Source organism: Enterobacter cloacae complex sp. XAL002, assembly GCF_049236805.1.
GTDB classification, from domain to species: domain Bacteria; phylum Pseudomonadota; class Gammaproteobacteria; order Enterobacterales; family Enterobacteriaceae; genus Enterobacter; species Enterobacter intestinihominis.
This window is the reverse complement of the sequence record NZ_JBMKJN010000010.1, coordinates 128,071-143,031: the sequence shown is the minus strand read 5'-3', so window position 1 is coordinate 143,031 and position 14,961 is coordinate 128,071. Positions and strand designations below refer to the sequence as shown.

The following is a 14,961-nucleotide window of genomic DNA, read 5'->3' as shown; positions in this document are numbered from 1 at the left end:
ATGACTCCTGTCTTAGCGTGCCGGCTGAGTAGTCGTAACAGACTGCTCGTAGTGGTAGCGACCGGTTTTCAGGCTGCTTGGGCCAAGGCGCGCGAACTTGAACATCAGGAACAGTTCAGCCACCAGGAACAGGGTGTACAGACCGCAAATCAGCAGCATGGAGAAGATCAGGTCGCCTGCGGTCAGGGAGGAGTTCGCTACCGCTGTTGGCAGCACCTCACCGATCGCCCATGGCTGACGGCCATATTCCGCAACAAACCAGCCGGACTCGATAGCAATCCATGGCAGTGGGATACCGTACAGCGCGGTGCGCAGCAGCCATTTTTTCTCACCGATACGGTTACGAATGACTGACCAGAACGAGGCCGCGATGATCAGCAGCATGATAATGCCGCAACCCACCATGATGCGGAACGCGAAGTACAGCGGCGCAACGCGTGGAATAGAGTCTTTGGTTGCCATCTGAATCTGCGCTTCCGTCGCGTCGGAGACGTTCGGGGTATAGCGTTTCAGCAGCAGACCGTAACCGAGGTCTTTCTTCACGTCGTTAAATTGATCGCGAACGGCCTGGTCGGTAGAGCCGGCGCGCAGCTGTTCCAGCAGCGAGTAGGCTTTCATCCCGTTACGGATACGCTCTTCATGCTGCACCATCAGATCTTTCAGGCCAGTCACCTGTTTGTCGACGGAGCGCGTGGCGATAATACCCAGAGCGTAAGGAATTTGAATGGCGAAGCGGTTTTCCTGCGCTTCCTGGTCAGGCACGCCGAACAGGGTAAACGCTGCCGGTGCCGGCTGGGTTTCCCATTCAGCTTCAATTGCGGCGAGTTTGGTTTTCTGCACGTCACCCATTTCGTAACCGGATTCATCACCCAGAACAATAACGGACAGAATCGCGGCCATACCGAAGCTTGCTGCGATAGCGAAAGAACGCTTGGCGAACGCGAAGTCACGGCCGCGCAGCATATAGTAGGAGCTGATGCCCAGCACGAACATCGCGCCGCACACATAGCCAGACGCCACGGTGTGCACGAATTTAACCTGGGCAACCGGGTTCAGGACTAGCTCAGCGAAGCTGACCATCTCCATACGCATGGTTTCGAAGTTGAAATCAGATGCGATTGGGTTTTGCATCCAGCCGTTCGCCACCAGGATCCACAGTGCGGACAAGTTGGAGCCTAATGCCACCAGCCAGGTTACCGCCATATGCTGGACTTTACCCAGACGGTCCCAACCGAAGAAGAACAGACCTACAAAGGTGGATTCGAGGAAGAAGGCCATCAGACCTTCAATGGCCAGCGGCGCACCGAAAATATCCCCTACATAGTGGGAATAGTAAGACCAGTTTGTCCCGAACTGGAACTCCATGGTCAGACCGGTTGCCACGCCCAGCGCAAAGTTGATACCAAACAACTTGCCCCAGAACTTGGTCATATCTTTATAAATCTGTTTGCCGGAGAGGACGTAAACCGTTTCCATGATGGCCAGCAGGAACGCCATACCGAGCGTCAGCGGCACAAAAAGGAAGTGGTACATCGCGGTCAAGGCAAACTGTAAGCGCGACAGTTCGACTACGTCTAACATTATGACTCCTTGCTCATCGCATGAAGACTCCGAGAGTGAACCCCGTTAGATAAGGATCCACACGCATGCCCCAATACAAAGTTATCTGCTTCCCTTCTTCGTTGCTTATTCTCTACAGGAGGAAAAAGCAATGATGAAAGGTTACAAATACGTTAAGAAAAAACCAAATTGATCCCGTAAATATAATACGCTGCAAAACCCTTACAATAAACAGGTTTTTATTCGAACAGATTTACGTTTTTCGACGGCGATCAATTTATAGCAAAATTACCACTTTTCGGCCATTTTGATCGGGAACAATTTAACGCCTTTTGGAGCCTTTTTCCAAGGATTAAACATTGATTTAAATCAAAAACAGCCGGCACTGTTAATGATGTTTCTTTGTGACATGGATAGTAAAAACCTTGTTAATAACATGTATATTTAAAGGCATTAATGGTTATAAAAGCCAGAAGATAATATAAACAGTTGTGATTTTTATTAACGCGTGTGAAAAAAGACCTTTTTGCAGGAAGAGAAACATATAATGTTATCCGCTTCACAGTATTTTTCTTTCGTTTTACTACCCGCCTAAAAGATTACATTTCATTCACCTTCGCTAATCTTAAAATTAACACCCTTTAGTGACTATTTGATGAAATAAAGGCCGCAGGGGATGCGGCCTTGATATTGTTCTTGAGATTACCTTTCAATTTTTATGCTGAAGGTCCGTGACTGGCCTGGCCTGAAAGGCCCCGTAATGGCTGAGCCCTCCTCCCCTTGCGCTTTGCACACCTCATTCATGTCCGTTTCGCAACAGGCCTGGACCTCACGGTTCACAGACAAAGCCACGTCACAGGAGCGGGTCTCCGAAGGGTTGTACAGACGAAGAATCATCTCGTCACGATCCTCCGCTTTTTTCAGCGCACTGAGTACACATCCGTTAGGCGCCAGCGTTAGCAGGCTATAGCTACAGGGTGTGGTGAAAGAGGCACGGTTAAGCTTCATCGCATCCCACGGAATTTTGTTATAACAGTGCACTGGCGTTAACCACGACTTCGCCTGCTGCGCAACGCCAGCACTGACGGGCGTACCATTAAAACTGAACAGGCTAAAGCGACAGGTTAACTGACCCCGCATCTGCGAATCAGGCACCGGCATTTTGATCCCGGACGGTCTGCCAGGGCGCAGAAGTAAGTCTTCCTTCCCAAGCAACCCGACGCCGCGAAGCAACGTCAGGGCAAACGTGTTTTGACGCTCACCTGTTACTTCAAATTCGCGCAACCCTTCGGTAAATAGCGCCATCCCGTTACGCCGTTCCTGGAGCACCGCGTAGTTGAGCAGATTCCACACCGGCAGCGGCGCTTCCTTCCATCCCTCCTCCTGCCAGTCTGCCATCGCTTCATCCTGTACAGGGCGCGTCAGCGAACCAAACTGGGTATCGGCTAAGACCGTCTCTGTGGTGAATGGTGTCGGGATCAGCACCCGCACACGGTGGTCATCCGCGTGATTTCCGAGACGTGCCTCGACGTCGATACGTCGGCTGTTATGGCTGAGCGTGACCGTGAGTTCTGCCTCAAGCGTTCCCGTCTGCTGACGCGCAGAACGTTCAGCGAGATCCGCTGGCACCGCCATTCGATGGCGGATCACCGCCCTGCTCTGCCAGGCCTCGTGGATCACCTCAACCTCATGTTCGCCCTGCGCGGAAGAGAGTCTCCACTCTTCCCGTGAAGGCGAGTAGTCGTACTCATCGCCATCATCCGAGCTCTCTTCAATTTCCAGCGCGCGGTCATAGATAAGCCCGGACGCTTTATCGAGCAGACGCAAAGTACCGTCCTCGTTTAACGTTACTTCCCAGAAAGCATTTTCCAGTAACGCCTCCGGCGATTTATCTGGCGTCTGCAGTTTGCCGGCCACGTGCGGCTCGATATAGAGCGTGCGGTAACCCATAGATGGCAGGATCTGTTTGAGCTGGATGTCAAACTCCATGAAGGGATCGTAGTTGCCGTAATGCACTATCTGCCGGTCAATCAGCCCGGGGTCTATCTCACGCGCGCTGCGGAGATAATAAGGGATTTCATTTCCCTTTTCGTCCAACAGGCGGAACTGGCTGGCGCGCAGACGTATCGTGGTGTTGATCACTTCCTCACGCGGCCAGGGCGTGAGGTTAAACATCACCAGTTTGTCTTCCTCGCTCTGCGGCATGTTGTCGACAATCTTGCGCATATAGAAGCACGTCAGGTTATCGGCCATGTCTTCCGCCAGCTCAAAGCGTGACATCACCTCGCGATGCACTTTATCGCTGCAGCAGCAGCCGATACTGTCGTGGGCGTGATTCTTGAGGATCTCTTTCCACATTTTTTCCAGCAAGCCGTGGTGATAGTCAAAGCCCAGCGTCCAGGCAAGCGTAGCCAGCGGCTCGAGGACGTTGACGATTTTATTCTCTATCCGGGCGTGGGCGATTTTGATGTCCATCCGCGTGGAGCCGATCGTCCGGTGCACCCGCATATATTTACCGTCAATAAATTCCCCTTTCAGCGTCGCCAGTTCATCGCGGTGCGCATCGATATGGTCAAACACCTCCTCGAAGCGGCTCATCACAAACTGACGCTGCGGGTAGATTTTGCGCAGCTTATCCATCACCGCAAATATGTTCTGCTGGAGCGGCATCTGATCATGGCCGTTAGGCAGCAAAATTTCTTTCGTCACGGAGGCTTTTTCGAGCACCTCGAAGTAGTTGTCGAGCCGTTTGCGCAGTCCGGCTTCATCCTCCGGTAAATACTTACCAATCGCGTAGCCCAGCGGCAGTACCTGTGCCGTCACTTCGCTGCCGTCCTGGCTTTGCCAGAGAAATTCGGTTTTATCGGTACCGTGCCGCTCGGAACAGCCGCGCCAGAACATGGTGCGCGTGATGCCAAAACCGTTGTAAATGTGTGGCAGCTGGGAAGACATGCCGAAGGAGTCCGGCAGATAGCCAATTTTCATCGGCTCGCCAAAGGCCAGACAGTCGCGCATGCCGTACATCAGATTGCGCACAATCGACTCGCCGGAGACAAGGGTGGTGTCCGTCTGGGTATACCACGGCCCGATAATCAGCTTCCCGGCCGCCACCAGCGCCTTCACGCGTGGCCTGTTTTCCGGTTTCACGGCAAAATAATCTTCCAGCACCGCCGTCTGGCCGTCGAGAACGTAGTATTTATACTCTGCGTCCTGCTCAAGACGGGTGAGGATCTCTTCCATATTATTGACCAGAAGAATACGTGACGCTTCGGTGGTGAAGTACCACTCCCGGTCCCAGTGCATATGTGGCGTGATATGAACGCGAGATACAGCTTTCATCTTCGTTTCCTGTCAGTGCGTGTTTAGGATGGTATGTCTTCAGTCACGTAGGTACCGCTCTTCACGGCCTGGCGTCGCCAGAGCAGTAAAATGAGCGTAGAGATTGCGGCGCCCACCAGCGCGGCGCCAAACCAGCCGGCAGCGGCTATCACGCCGCCCAGCCCGGCATCATGCAGTAAGAAGAGAGAGAAAATGCCCGCGCCCGGGGTGGAGAGCCCAATACCCATCGCTCCGACAATCGCTCCGGTCGCCATTGACCCCAGAACAAATGAGCCGATGACTCGCAACGGATCCTCGATAGCCATCGGAATTGCCCCTTCGGTGATGCCCGCCAGCCCCAGCAGCCAGGTGGATTTGCCGGTCTCAATTTCGAACTGTTTAAACAGATTCGGAGCCAGCATCGTTGATGCCGTCACGGTAAAGGCCGAAACCATTTTGACGGAGGCGAAGATCGCATAAGGCCCGTATACGCCGTTGGCCATCGCGCCCAGACAGAACGCGTAAGAGGCTTTGTTGACCGGACCGCCCAGATCGAACGAGCACATAAAGCCCAGGATCGCCCCCAGCAGCAACGCGTTCGCACCGGAGAGACCATTAAGCCAGGCGGTCAGGGCGTTATTGATCCAGGCCACCGGTTCGCCGATCACAAACAGCATCAGGCTGCCTGCGCCCAGTACGCCAATCACCGGATAGAGGTAAAAGGTTAGAAAGCCGTTGTAGCGGCTACTCAGCCGGATGTGGTTTTTCACCCAGCGCATCAGGTAGCCCGCAATCAGCCCGCCGACGATGGCCCCCAGAAAGCCGGAGCCGATCATATTGGCGGCAAGGCCCGCCGCAAATCCCGGCGTAAGCGCAGGTTTATCCGCCAGCGAGTAAGCGGTATAGGCCGCCAGAACAGGAACCATCAGAATGCCGAGCATCCCACCGCCCAGTTTGCGGTACATCCACAGCCACGAGTTTTCCTGATCGAACAGGTGCTGCAAGCCCAGGATTTGCGCCAGGAGTACCGACACGGCCAGCACCGTGCCGCCAGCGACGATCAGCGGCACCGCAAAGGAGATACCGCTGAGCAGCGCTTGCTTGAGTTCGGTTTTAACGGACTTTTTCGCGTCCGTGTCGACGTGCGCAGGACGCGCATCGGATACAGGCTGTAGCGCCAGCGCACGCTCAATGAGCGCTTCCGCATGGCGCAAGGGTTCCGCGACGGGCACGGAAATGGCGGGGATCCCCTGAAAACGCTCACGCTCTTTGATCGCCACTTCCGCCGCGAAGATACACGCTTTTGCCTCCTGCAAATGCTGCGCGGTGATGCGCCCCTCAATACCGTTTGCCCCCTGCTTTTCGACCACTACATTGACGCCGAGCTTACGTCCCGCTTTTTCGAGATATTCCGCTGCCATGTAGGTATGGGCGATCCCGGCCGGACAGGCGGTAACGCAGACGATCGTCGGGGCATTCTCTGCGACGGCGGTTTCTTGCGCCTCAGGCGCCGTTTCCAGCGCAGCAAGCACCGCTTCCGCGCTGGTCGCCGTCATCACGTGCGCCCTGAGATCGTCATCCGCCAGGCGGGACGTCAGTTCCGTCAGCACCTGAATATGCGTTGATCCCGCTTGTGCGGGAGGAATGGCGAGCAAAAAAATCAGCTCGACCTCCTCCGGTCCGTCCACGCCTTCCCAGGCCAGCGGCTCGCGCAGTGTTGCCACGGCAAAAGCCGCTTCCTTTACTGCCGCTGATTTACCATGGGGTACGGCCAGCCCCTCGCCCAGCGCCGTCGGGCCAAGCGATTCGCGATGGAAAACCTCTGCCAGAAACGTATCGGCGTCGGCTATTTTGCCCAACGCTACCAGCCGCGTCGCAAGCTGACGGATTGCCTCATCACGGCTGGTAAACTGCGCCTGCACGCAGACAGCACGGGGGTCGGTCAGAGTCGTCAGGTTCATAAGATCCTCACCTATCCAAAGTTATTGTCTGGGGAGGATTGTGGCAGACTGGATAATACATTTATGTGATCACTTTCACTAACAACGATATTTGTATTTAATTTGTATTATTTACAAATCAGTCACTGAAGGCATAATTCCCCTAAAAAGGTATTAAAAAGGCGTAACACAATGGGCAATAAACCGATGTACCGGCAGATCGCCGATGCGTTCCGCGAGAAGATTAACGCCGGGGAATTAAAACCCGGAGACGCGCTGCCGACGGAATCCAGCCTTCAGGAGGCATTTAACGTTAGCCGTGTCACCGTGCGGCAGGCTTTGAAGCTGCTCGCCGACGAGCAGATCATCGAAAGCATTCAGGGCAGCGGCTCGTATGTAAAAGAGGAGCGGGTGAATTACGATATTTATCAGCTTACCGGCTTTTACGAAAAACTGGCGGATCGCAACGTTGATACGCACAGCGACGTCAGCGTCTTCGAAGTGGTGAAAGCCGATGAGCGGCTCGCGGCAAAACTGGCGCTCAATCCGGATGATAAGGTCTGGCACGTCAAGCGCGTACGCTTCATCAGGGAAAAGCCGGTGAATCTGGAAGAGACATGGATGCCGCTGGCGATGTTCCCCGACCTCACCTGGGAAGTGATGGAACAGTCGAAATACCATTACATTGAGCAGGTCAAAAAGCTGGTTATCGATCGCAGCGAGCAGGAGCTGGTGCCAGTCATGCCATCGGACGAGGCGATTGCCGCCCTGGCGCTCGATCCGGCAAAACCAATTCTTGAAAAAGTTTCCCGCGGCTTCCTGAAAGACGGCCGGGTATTTGAATACAGTCGCAACGTGTTTAACACCGACGACTATAAATTCACTCTGGTGGCTAAACGCAGGCAATAAAAAAAGGCCGCTTTACAGCGGCCAACCATGTCGAAACGGACATTTTTTATACTTCAACGCGCCCCATTCGGAGAGCAGAGAGGACTTACTTAATGATGGATTTCAGTGCTTCACCGATATCCGCCAGGCTGCGAACGGTTTTCACGCCTGCGGCTTCCAGTGCTGCGAATTTCTCATCAGCCGTACCTTTACCGCCAGCGATAATCGCACCCGCGTGACCCATACGTTTGCCTTTCGGCGCGGTCACACCCGCGATGTAACCCACCACCGGCTTGGTCACATGATCTTTGATGTAAGCAGCCGCTTCTTCTTCCGCGCTACCACCGATCTCACCGATCATCACGATCGCTTCGGTCTGTGGATCTTCCTGGAACAGCTTCAGGATGTCGATAAAGTTAGAGCCTGGGATCGGGTCACCGCCGATGCCCACGCAGGTGGACTGGCCGAAGCCGTAATCGGTGGTCTGCTTAACCGCTTCATAGGTCAGGGTACCGGAACGGGACACGATGCCCACTTTGCCCGGTTTGTGAATGTGGCCCGGCATGATGCCGATTTTGCATTCGCCCGGGGTGATAACGCCTGGGCAGTTCGGACCGATCATGCGCACGCCTGCTTCGTCCAGCTTCACCTTCACGGTCAGCATATCCAGCGTCGGGATACCTTCGGTGATGGTGATGATCAGCTTAATGCCTGCGTCGATCGCTTCCAGAATAGAGTCTTTACAGAACGGCGCTGGAACGTAGATCACGGTCGCGGTTGCGCCCGTCGCTTCTACTGCTTCACGCACGGTGTTGAACACCGGCAGGCCCAGGTGCGTGGTGCCGCCTTTACCTGGCGTTACGCCGCCAACCATCTGCGTACCGTAGGCAATCGCCTGTTCGGAGTGGAAAGTCCCCTGGCTACCGGTGAAGCCCTGGCAGATAACCTTGGTATCTTTATTAATTAAAACGGACATTATTTCCCCTCCACTGCGGCAACAACCTGCTGAGCTGCATCCGTCAGACTTTTCGCTGCAATAATATTCAGGCCGCTGTCAGCCAGTTTTTTCGCGCCGAGTTCAGCGTTATTCCCTTCCAGACGTACAACAACCGGAACGTTAACGCCCACTTCTCCTACCGCGCCGATGATACCGTCGGCGATCAGGTCGCAACGTACGATACCGCCGAAGATGTTCACCAGAACCGCTTTTACGTTGCTGTCAGAGAGAATGATTTTGAACGCTTCGGTTACGCGCTCTTTGGTTGCGCCACCGCCCACGTCGAGGAAGTTCGCTGGCTCACCGCCGTGCAGCTTAACGATGTCCATGGTGCCCATTGCCAGGCCCGCACCGTTAACCATGCAGCCGATGTTGCCATCCAGCGCCACGTAGTTCAGCTCCCACTGGGCAGCCTGCGCTTCACGCGGATCTTCCTGAGACTGGTCGCGCATTTCGCGCAGATCCGCCTGGCGGAACAGCGCGTTGCCGTCAGCGCCCAGCTTGCCGTCGAGGCAGATCAGGTCGCCCTGGGTGGTGATCACCAGCGGGTTGATCTCGATCAGCGCCAGATCGCGCTCCAGGAAGATGGTCGCCAGCCCCATGAAGATCTTGGTGAACTGCTGAACCAGCTTGCCTTCCAGACCCAGTTTGAACGCCAGCTCACGTCCCTGGTAAGGCATTGGGCCCGCCAGCGGATCGATTGCCACTTTGTGGATCAGGTGCGGGGTCTCTTCCGCCACTTTTTCGATTTCCACGCCGCCTTCGGTAGATGCCATGAACACCACGCGACGGGAGCTACGGTCTACGACTGCGCCGAGGTACAATTCTTTCGCGATGTCGGTTGCCGCTTCAACCAGGATCTGGTTGACCGGCTGGCCATTCGCATCTGTCTGGTAGGTTACCAGACGCTTGCCGAGCCAATGTTCAGCAAACGCACGGATCTCTTCTTTGCTCTTAACAACCTTCACACCGCCCGCTTTACCACGGCCACCAGCGTGAACCTGACATTTAACTACCCACGGGCCGGAACCGATTTTAGATGCGGCTTCTTCTGCTTCACGCGGGGTAGTACAGGCATAACCCACCGGAGCCGGTAAGCCTGACCTGGCAAACAGCTGTTTGGCCTGATATTCATGTAAGTTCATGTGTTCTATCCATCCTTCAGGGTAATCGTTATCTTCAAACCTGTAGACCGGCGCTACGCTTATCCGGCCTACAGGGCAGGTGATGCTAAATAGTTACTAAACGTCCAGCAGCAGACGCGTTGGATCTTCCAGCAGCTCTTTAATGGCAACCAGGAAGCCTACGGACTCGCGGCCGTCGATCAGGCGGTGATCGTATGAGAGCGCCAGGTACATCATCGGCAGGATCTCAACTTTACCGTCTACCGCCATTGGACGATCTTTAATGGCGTGCATACCCAGGATCGCGCTCTGCGGCGGGTTGATGATCGGGGTAGACATCAGCGAGCCGAACACGCCACCGTTGGTAATGGTGAAGTTACCGCCAGTCAGGTCTTCAACGGTCAGCTTGCCGTCGCGGCCTTTCACGGCCAGCTCTTTGATTTTCTTCTCAATGTCAGCCATACCCAGGGTGTCCACATCACGCAGAACCGGGGTGACCAGGCCACGTGGGGTAGAAACCGCCATGCTGACGTCGAAGTAGTTGTGGTAAACCACGTCATCGCCATCGATAGACGCGTTCACTTCCGGGTAGCGTTTCAGCGCTTCAACTACCGCTTTCACGTAGAAGGACATGAAGCCCAGACGGATACCGTGACGTTTTTCAAACGCGTCACCGTACTGCTTGCGCAGGTCCATGATTGGCTTCATGTTGACTTCGTTGAAGGTGGTCAGCATCGCGGTGGAGTTTTTCGCTTCCAGCAGACGCTCGGCCACGCGCTTGCGAAGGCGGGTCATCGGCACGCGTTTTTCGCTACGTGCGCCCAGAGCTGGCTGTGCCGCTGGTGCTGCCGCAGGGGCTTTCGCTTCCGCTTTCGCCTCTGAAGGCGCTTTTGCCAGATGCTTGTCGATATCTTCGCGAGTCAGACGGCCACCCACGCCGGTACCTTTGATGGCTGCCGGATCGAGGCTGTGCTCAGCCAGCAGGCGACGGATCGCCGGGCTGAGCGCGTCATTGGTTTGCTCTTCCAGAGACGCCTGCTGGCGCTGGGCTGGGGTAGACGCTTTCTCTTCAGATTTCGCGCTGGACTCTTTGCCCGCGCTGTTGCCTTCACGCAGGCGACCCAGGATCTGGCGAGAAGTCACGGTCGTACCTTCGTCTTCCAGGACTGCATCCAGAATGCCATCCGCTGAAGCCGGTACTTCCAGTACCACTTTGTCAGTTTCGATTTCTACCAGCACTTCGTCACGGGTTACCGCGTCGCCTGGTTTTTTGTGCCAGGTGGCGACGGTTGCATCTGCTACGGACTCAGGCAGGTCGGGAACAAGAATATCTACGCTACTCATTATGTATCCTTTAATTAATCGACGTTCAGCGCGTCATTGACCAGATCTTGTTGCTGCTTCTGGTGAACGGACATATACCCTACCGCCGGAGAGGCGGAGGCCGGGCGACCTGCATAACGCAGGGCAGACCCAAATGGAATCACTTCACGGAAATGATGCTGGCTGCAATACCATGCGCCCTGGTTGAGCGGCTCTTCCTGGCACCAGACAAAATCATGAACGTGAGCGTACTGTTTCAGCACTTCCTGCATCGCCTGATGCGGGAACGGATAAAGCTGCTCGATACGCACGATGGCGACATCTTTCTGATCGTTCTTACGGCGCTGTTCCAGCAGGTCGTAATAAACCTTACCAGAACACATTACGACACGCTTAACGGCCTGCGGATCCAGCTCGTCAATTTCACCGATGGCTGGCAGGAAGGTGCCGTTAGCCAGTTCATCCAGGCTCGAAACCGCCAGCGGATGACGCAGCAGGGATTTTGGCGACATGACCACCAGCGGACGGCGCATACCGCGCAGCGCCTGACGACGCAGCATGTGGTACACCTGAGCCGGGGTGGACGGCACGCAGACCTGCATGTTCTGCTCGGCGCAGAGTTGCAGATAACGCTCCAGACGCGCGGAGGAGTGCTCCGGCCCTTGCCCTTCATAGCCGTGCGGCAGCAACATCACCAGACCACACATACGGCCCCACTTCTGCTCACCGGAGGAGATGAACTGGTCGATGACGACCTGCGCACCGTTGGCGAAGTCACCGAACTGCGCTTCCCAGATAGTCAGGGTGCGAGGTTCTGCGGTGGCGTAGCCGTATTCGAAGGCCAGAACCGCTTCTTCTGACAGCACGGAGTCCCAGACCTTGAACTGGCCCTGACCGTTATGCACGTGCTGAAGCGGAGTATAGGTTGAACCGTTAGACTGGTTGTGTACAACCGCATGACGGTGGAAGAAGGTGCCACGACCCGCATCTTCACCGGACAGACGAACCGGAATACCTTCGTCAACCAGCGTCGCATAGGCCAGCGTTTCCGCGCCGCCCCAGTCGAACAGCTTTTCACCCGCCGCCATGGCCTGGCGGTCGCCATAGATCTTGGCCACGCGGGATTGCATCTCGATCGCTTCCGGCACGGTGCTGATGCGTTTAGCCAGCTCCTGCAAACGCTTCATCTCAACCTTGTTCGGGTAGCTCTCGTCCCACTCGTGGTTGAGGTACGGCGACCAGGTAAAGGAGTGCATGTTCATTGGGCGCAGCTCTTTGACCACGCATTCACCCGCGTCCAGCGCGTCGCGATAAAGATTGACCATTTCGGTCGCATCTTCCAGCGTCGCCACTTTTTCGCTTTCCAGCTTGTCAGCATAGATTTTACGCGGCGTCGGGTGTTTTTTGATTTTCTGGTACATCAGCGGCTGGGTTGCACTTGGCTCATCCGCTTCGTTGTGGCCGTGACGGCGGTAGCAGAAGAGGTCAATGAACACGTCGCGCTTAAAGGTGTTACGGAAGTCCAGCGCCAGACGGGTAACGAAAGCAACGGCTTCCGGGTCATCCGCGTTTACGTGGAAGATTGGCGCCTGAACCATTTTACCGATGTCGGTGCAGTACGGGGTAGAACGCGCATCCAGCGGGTTAGAGGTGGTGAAGCCCACCTGATTGTTGATTACGATGCGAACGGTACCGCCCACTTCATAACCACGCGCTTTCGACATGTTCAGGGTTTCCTGAACCACGCCCTGCCCTGTGACTGCCGCATCACCGTGAATGGTGATTGGCAGCACTTTATTGCTGCTCGGCTCGTCCAGACGATCCAGACGCGCACGCACGGAACCGATAACCACCGGGCTGACGATTTCCAGGTGCGACGGGTTAAACGCCAGCGCCAGGTGAACCTGGCCGCCCTCGGTTTCGATATCCGACGAGAAGCCCATGTGGTACTTCACGTCACCGGTGCCGAGGTGCTCTTTATGTTTACCCGCAAATTCGTCGAACAGATCCTGCGGTTTTTTACCCAGCACGTTAACCAGCACGTTCAGACGGCCACGGTGCGCCATGCCCAGCACCACTTCGCGCGTGCCGCTCTTACCGGCATGACGAATCAGCTCTTTCAGCATCGGGACTAACGCATCGCCGCCCTCCAGTGAGAAGCGTTTTGCGCCCGGGAATTTCGCGCCAAGATAGCGCTCAAGGCCTTCGGCTGCCGTCAGTTCGCTCAGGAAACGTTTTTTCTCGTCTGCTGAGAAATTCGCGTGACCCGCCACGGATTCGATACGCTGCTGGATCCAGCGTTTCTCTTCGGTGGAGGTAATGTGCATATATTCCGCGCCGATGGAGCCGCAGTAGGTTTGCTTGAGCGCATCAATCAGATCGCCCAGCTTCATCGTGTCTTTGCCGATGGCAAAGGAACCTACGTTAAAGCTTTCCTGGAAATCGGCCTCGGTCAGATCGTGATAAGCCGGATCGAGATCCGCTACACGTTCCTGCTGCCACAGTCCCAGCGGATCGAGATTCGCATGCTGGTGACCACGGAAGCGATAAGCGTTGATAAGCTGCAGGACTTTTACCTGCTTCGCATTGGTGTCAGGGTCGGAAATCGCAGAAGAGTAACGTGAGGCATCCTTCGCCAGACGACGGAAATAATCACGTGTTTTTGAATGGAATTGATCCGGTTTGACCCCTGTACCAGGCAACTGCTGGAACATGGAACGCCAGTTTGCGTCCACTGAGTCAGGATCGGTTAAGAAGTCTTCATAGAGCTGTTCTATCCAGCTCTGGTTTGAACCAGAGAGGTAAGAAGAGTCCAGCCAGGCTTTCATTGCGCCGTTCTGCATCGTGATCCCTTAAGCATTTTTATGCTTACTTTCGCCGTAGAAACTACCACGCACACCACGTGTACGTGCCGGGGTTCACCTGCGAGCTCTTTTCATTTGGCCCGCGAAGGAACCTTTAGAAACTGTCTAAACTTCAGGGCAGTTTTTAAAGGTTTCTGCAATTTGCCCGGTGGCGCTACGCTTACCGGGCCTACTGTTACGTAGGCCGGATAAGCGCAGCGCCATCCGGCGTTGTTACTTACGCACTGCGCTGCAACAACATCGACTTAATATGGCCGATGGCGCGCGTCGGGTTCAGCCCCTTAGGACACACACTGACGCAGTTCATGATGCTATGGCAGCGGAATACGCTGAAAGCGTCACTTAACCCTTCCAGACGATTCTCGGTTTCGGTATCGCGGCTGTCGATCAGGAAGCGATAGGCAGCCAGCAGACCCGCAGGGCCGATAAATTTATCCGGGTTCCACCAGAATGACGGGCATGACGTTGAACAGCATGCACAGAGAATACACTCGTACAACCCATCGAGTTTTTCACGCTGCTCAGGCGACTGTAAGTGCTCGCGAGCGGGTGGATTTTGCCCATTATTCAATAAGTAAGGCTTAATCTTCTCATATTGTGCATAGAATTGCCCCATGTCCACCACCAAATCACGCACGACCGGCAGGCCAGGCAGAGGACGGATGACAATTTTCTGGCCTGCACGCTGTAGCGCTGAAATTGGCGTGATACAGGCCAGACCGTTTTTGCCGTTCATGTTTACACCGTCAGAGCCACATACCCCTTCACGGCAGGAGCGGCGGAACGACAGCGTAGGATCTTTTTCTTTCAGCTGGATTAAAGCATCCAGCAGCATCATGTCACGACCTTCTTCCGCTTCGAGGGTGTAATCCTGCATACGCGGAGCATCGTCTACATCCGGGTTATAACGATAAACTGAGAATTCGAGTTTCATTATCCTGTCTCCG

9 protein-coding genes are annotated in these 14,961 nt (G+C 55.1%); 1 reads left to right on the top strand and 8 read right to left on the bottom strand.

Features of this window, described 5'->3' with window-relative positions:
• Positions 1 to 12: 12 nt before the first annotated feature.
• The 3 genes from cydA to mngA form a co-directional block, all read right to left on the bottom strand.
• The gene (gene cydA / locus ACOT0L_RS12060) at positions 13 to 1,581 is read right to left on the bottom strand and encodes a cytochrome ubiquinol oxidase subunit I (protein ID WP_032624645.1); all 1,569 of its coding nucleotides are present in this window, start codon (positions 1,579 to 1,581) and stop codon (positions 13 to 15) included.
• A gap of 681 nt (positions 1,582 to 2,262) precedes the next feature.
• Complete coding sequence (gene mngB, locus ACOT0L_RS12055; protein ID WP_126490584.1) at positions 2,263 to 4,899, bottom strand: mannosylglycerate hydrolase; 2,637 nt, start codon at positions 4,897 to 4,899, stop codon at positions 2,263 to 2,265.
• A gap of 23 nt (positions 4,900 to 4,922) precedes the next feature.
• Positions 4,923 to 6,839 (bottom strand): PTS 2-O-a-mannosyl-D-glycerate transporter subunit IIABC, encoded by a 1,917-nt coding sequence (gene mngA / locus ACOT0L_RS12050; RefSeq protein WP_023299613.1) that lies wholly within the window; start codon positions 6,837 to 6,839, stop codon positions 4,923 to 4,925.
• Positions 6,840 to 7,010: 171 nt separating this feature from the next.
• Here mngA and ACOT0L_RS12045 point away from each other — a divergent pair, with 171 nt between their 5' ends.
• Positions 7,011 to 7,727 (top strand): GntR family transcriptional regulator, encoded by a 717-nt coding sequence (locus ACOT0L_RS12045; RefSeq protein WP_022647465.1) that lies wholly within the window; start codon positions 7,011 to 7,013, stop codon positions 7,725 to 7,727.
• An 85-nt stretch (positions 7,728 to 7,812) separates the two neighbouring features.
• Here ACOT0L_RS12045 and sucD read toward each other — a convergent pair whose 3' ends face one another.
• From sucD to ACOT0L_RS12020, 5 genes are all read right to left on the bottom strand, one after another.
• Positions 7,813 to 8,682: a succinate--CoA ligase subunit alpha gene (sucD, locus tag ACOT0L_RS12040; protein ID WP_006809578.1), complete on the bottom strand. Its 870-nt coding sequence runs from the start codon at positions 8,680 to 8,682 to the stop codon at positions 7,813 to 7,815.
• Positions 8,682 to 9,848 (bottom strand): ADP-forming succinate--CoA ligase subunit beta, encoded by a 1,167-nt coding sequence (sucC, locus tag ACOT0L_RS12035; protein WP_022647464.1) that lies wholly within the window; start codon positions 9,846 to 9,848, stop codon positions 8,682 to 8,684. Before sucC ends, sucD begins: the two co-directional genes overlap by 1 nt.
• Positions 9,849 to 9,944: 96 nt before the next feature.
• A complete protein-coding gene (gene odhB / locus ACOT0L_RS12030) occupies positions 9,945 to 11,171 on the bottom strand; it encodes a 2-oxoglutarate dehydrogenase complex dihydrolipoyllysine-residue succinyltransferase (protein ID WP_023299612.1) in 1,227 nt (408 codons plus the stop codon).
• A 14-nt stretch (positions 11,172 to 11,185) separates the two neighbouring features.
• Positions 11,186 to 13,993 (bottom strand): 2-oxoglutarate dehydrogenase E1 component, encoded by a 2,808-nt coding sequence (gene sucA / locus ACOT0L_RS12025; protein WP_022647462.1) that lies wholly within the window; start codon positions 13,991 to 13,993, stop codon positions 11,186 to 11,188.
• 238 nt (positions 13,994 to 14,231) lie between these two features.
• Positions 14,232 to 14,948 (bottom strand): succinate dehydrogenase iron-sulfur subunit, encoded by a 717-nt coding sequence (locus ACOT0L_RS12020; protein WP_022647461.1) that lies wholly within the window; start codon positions 14,946 to 14,948, stop codon positions 14,232 to 14,234.
• Positions 14,949 to 14,961 lie beyond the last annotated feature (13 nt).

Excerpts from the sequence above, each read along its gene's own strand:
- ACOT0L_RS12045 (WP_022647465.1), top strand. The coding sequence starts at position 7,011 with ATGGGCAATAAACCGATGTACCGGCAGATCGCCGATGCGTTCCGCGAG.
- sucC (WP_022647464.1), bottom strand. The coding sequence starts at position 9,848 with ATGAACTTACATGAATATCAGGCCAAACAGCTGTTTGCCAGGTCAGGC.
- mngB (WP_126490584.1), bottom strand. The coding sequence starts at position 4,899 with ATGAAAGCTGTATCTCGCGTTCATATCACGCCACATATGCACTGGGAC.
- sucD (WP_006809578.1), bottom strand. The coding sequence starts at position 8,682 with ATGTCCGTTTTAATTAATAAAGATACCAAGGTTATCTGCCAGGGCTTC.
- ACOT0L_RS12020 (WP_022647461.1), bottom strand. The coding sequence starts at position 14,948 with ATGAAACTCGAATTCTCAGTTTATCGTTATAACCCGGATGTAGACGAT.
- odhB (WP_023299612.1), bottom strand. The coding sequence starts at position 11,171 with ATGAGTAGCGTAGATATTCTTGTTCCCGACCTGCCTGAGTCCGTAGCA.
- sucA (WP_022647462.1), bottom strand. The coding sequence starts at position 13,993 with ATGCAGAACGGCGCAATGAAAGCCTGGCTGGACTCTTCTTACCTCTCT.
- cydA (WP_032624645.1), bottom strand. The coding sequence starts at position 1,581 with ATGTTAGACGTAGTCGAACTGTCGCGCTTACAGTTTGCCTTGACCGCG.
- mngA (WP_023299613.1), bottom strand. The coding sequence starts at position 6,839 with ATGAACCTGACGACTCTGACCGACCCCCGTGCTGTCTGCGTGCAGGCG.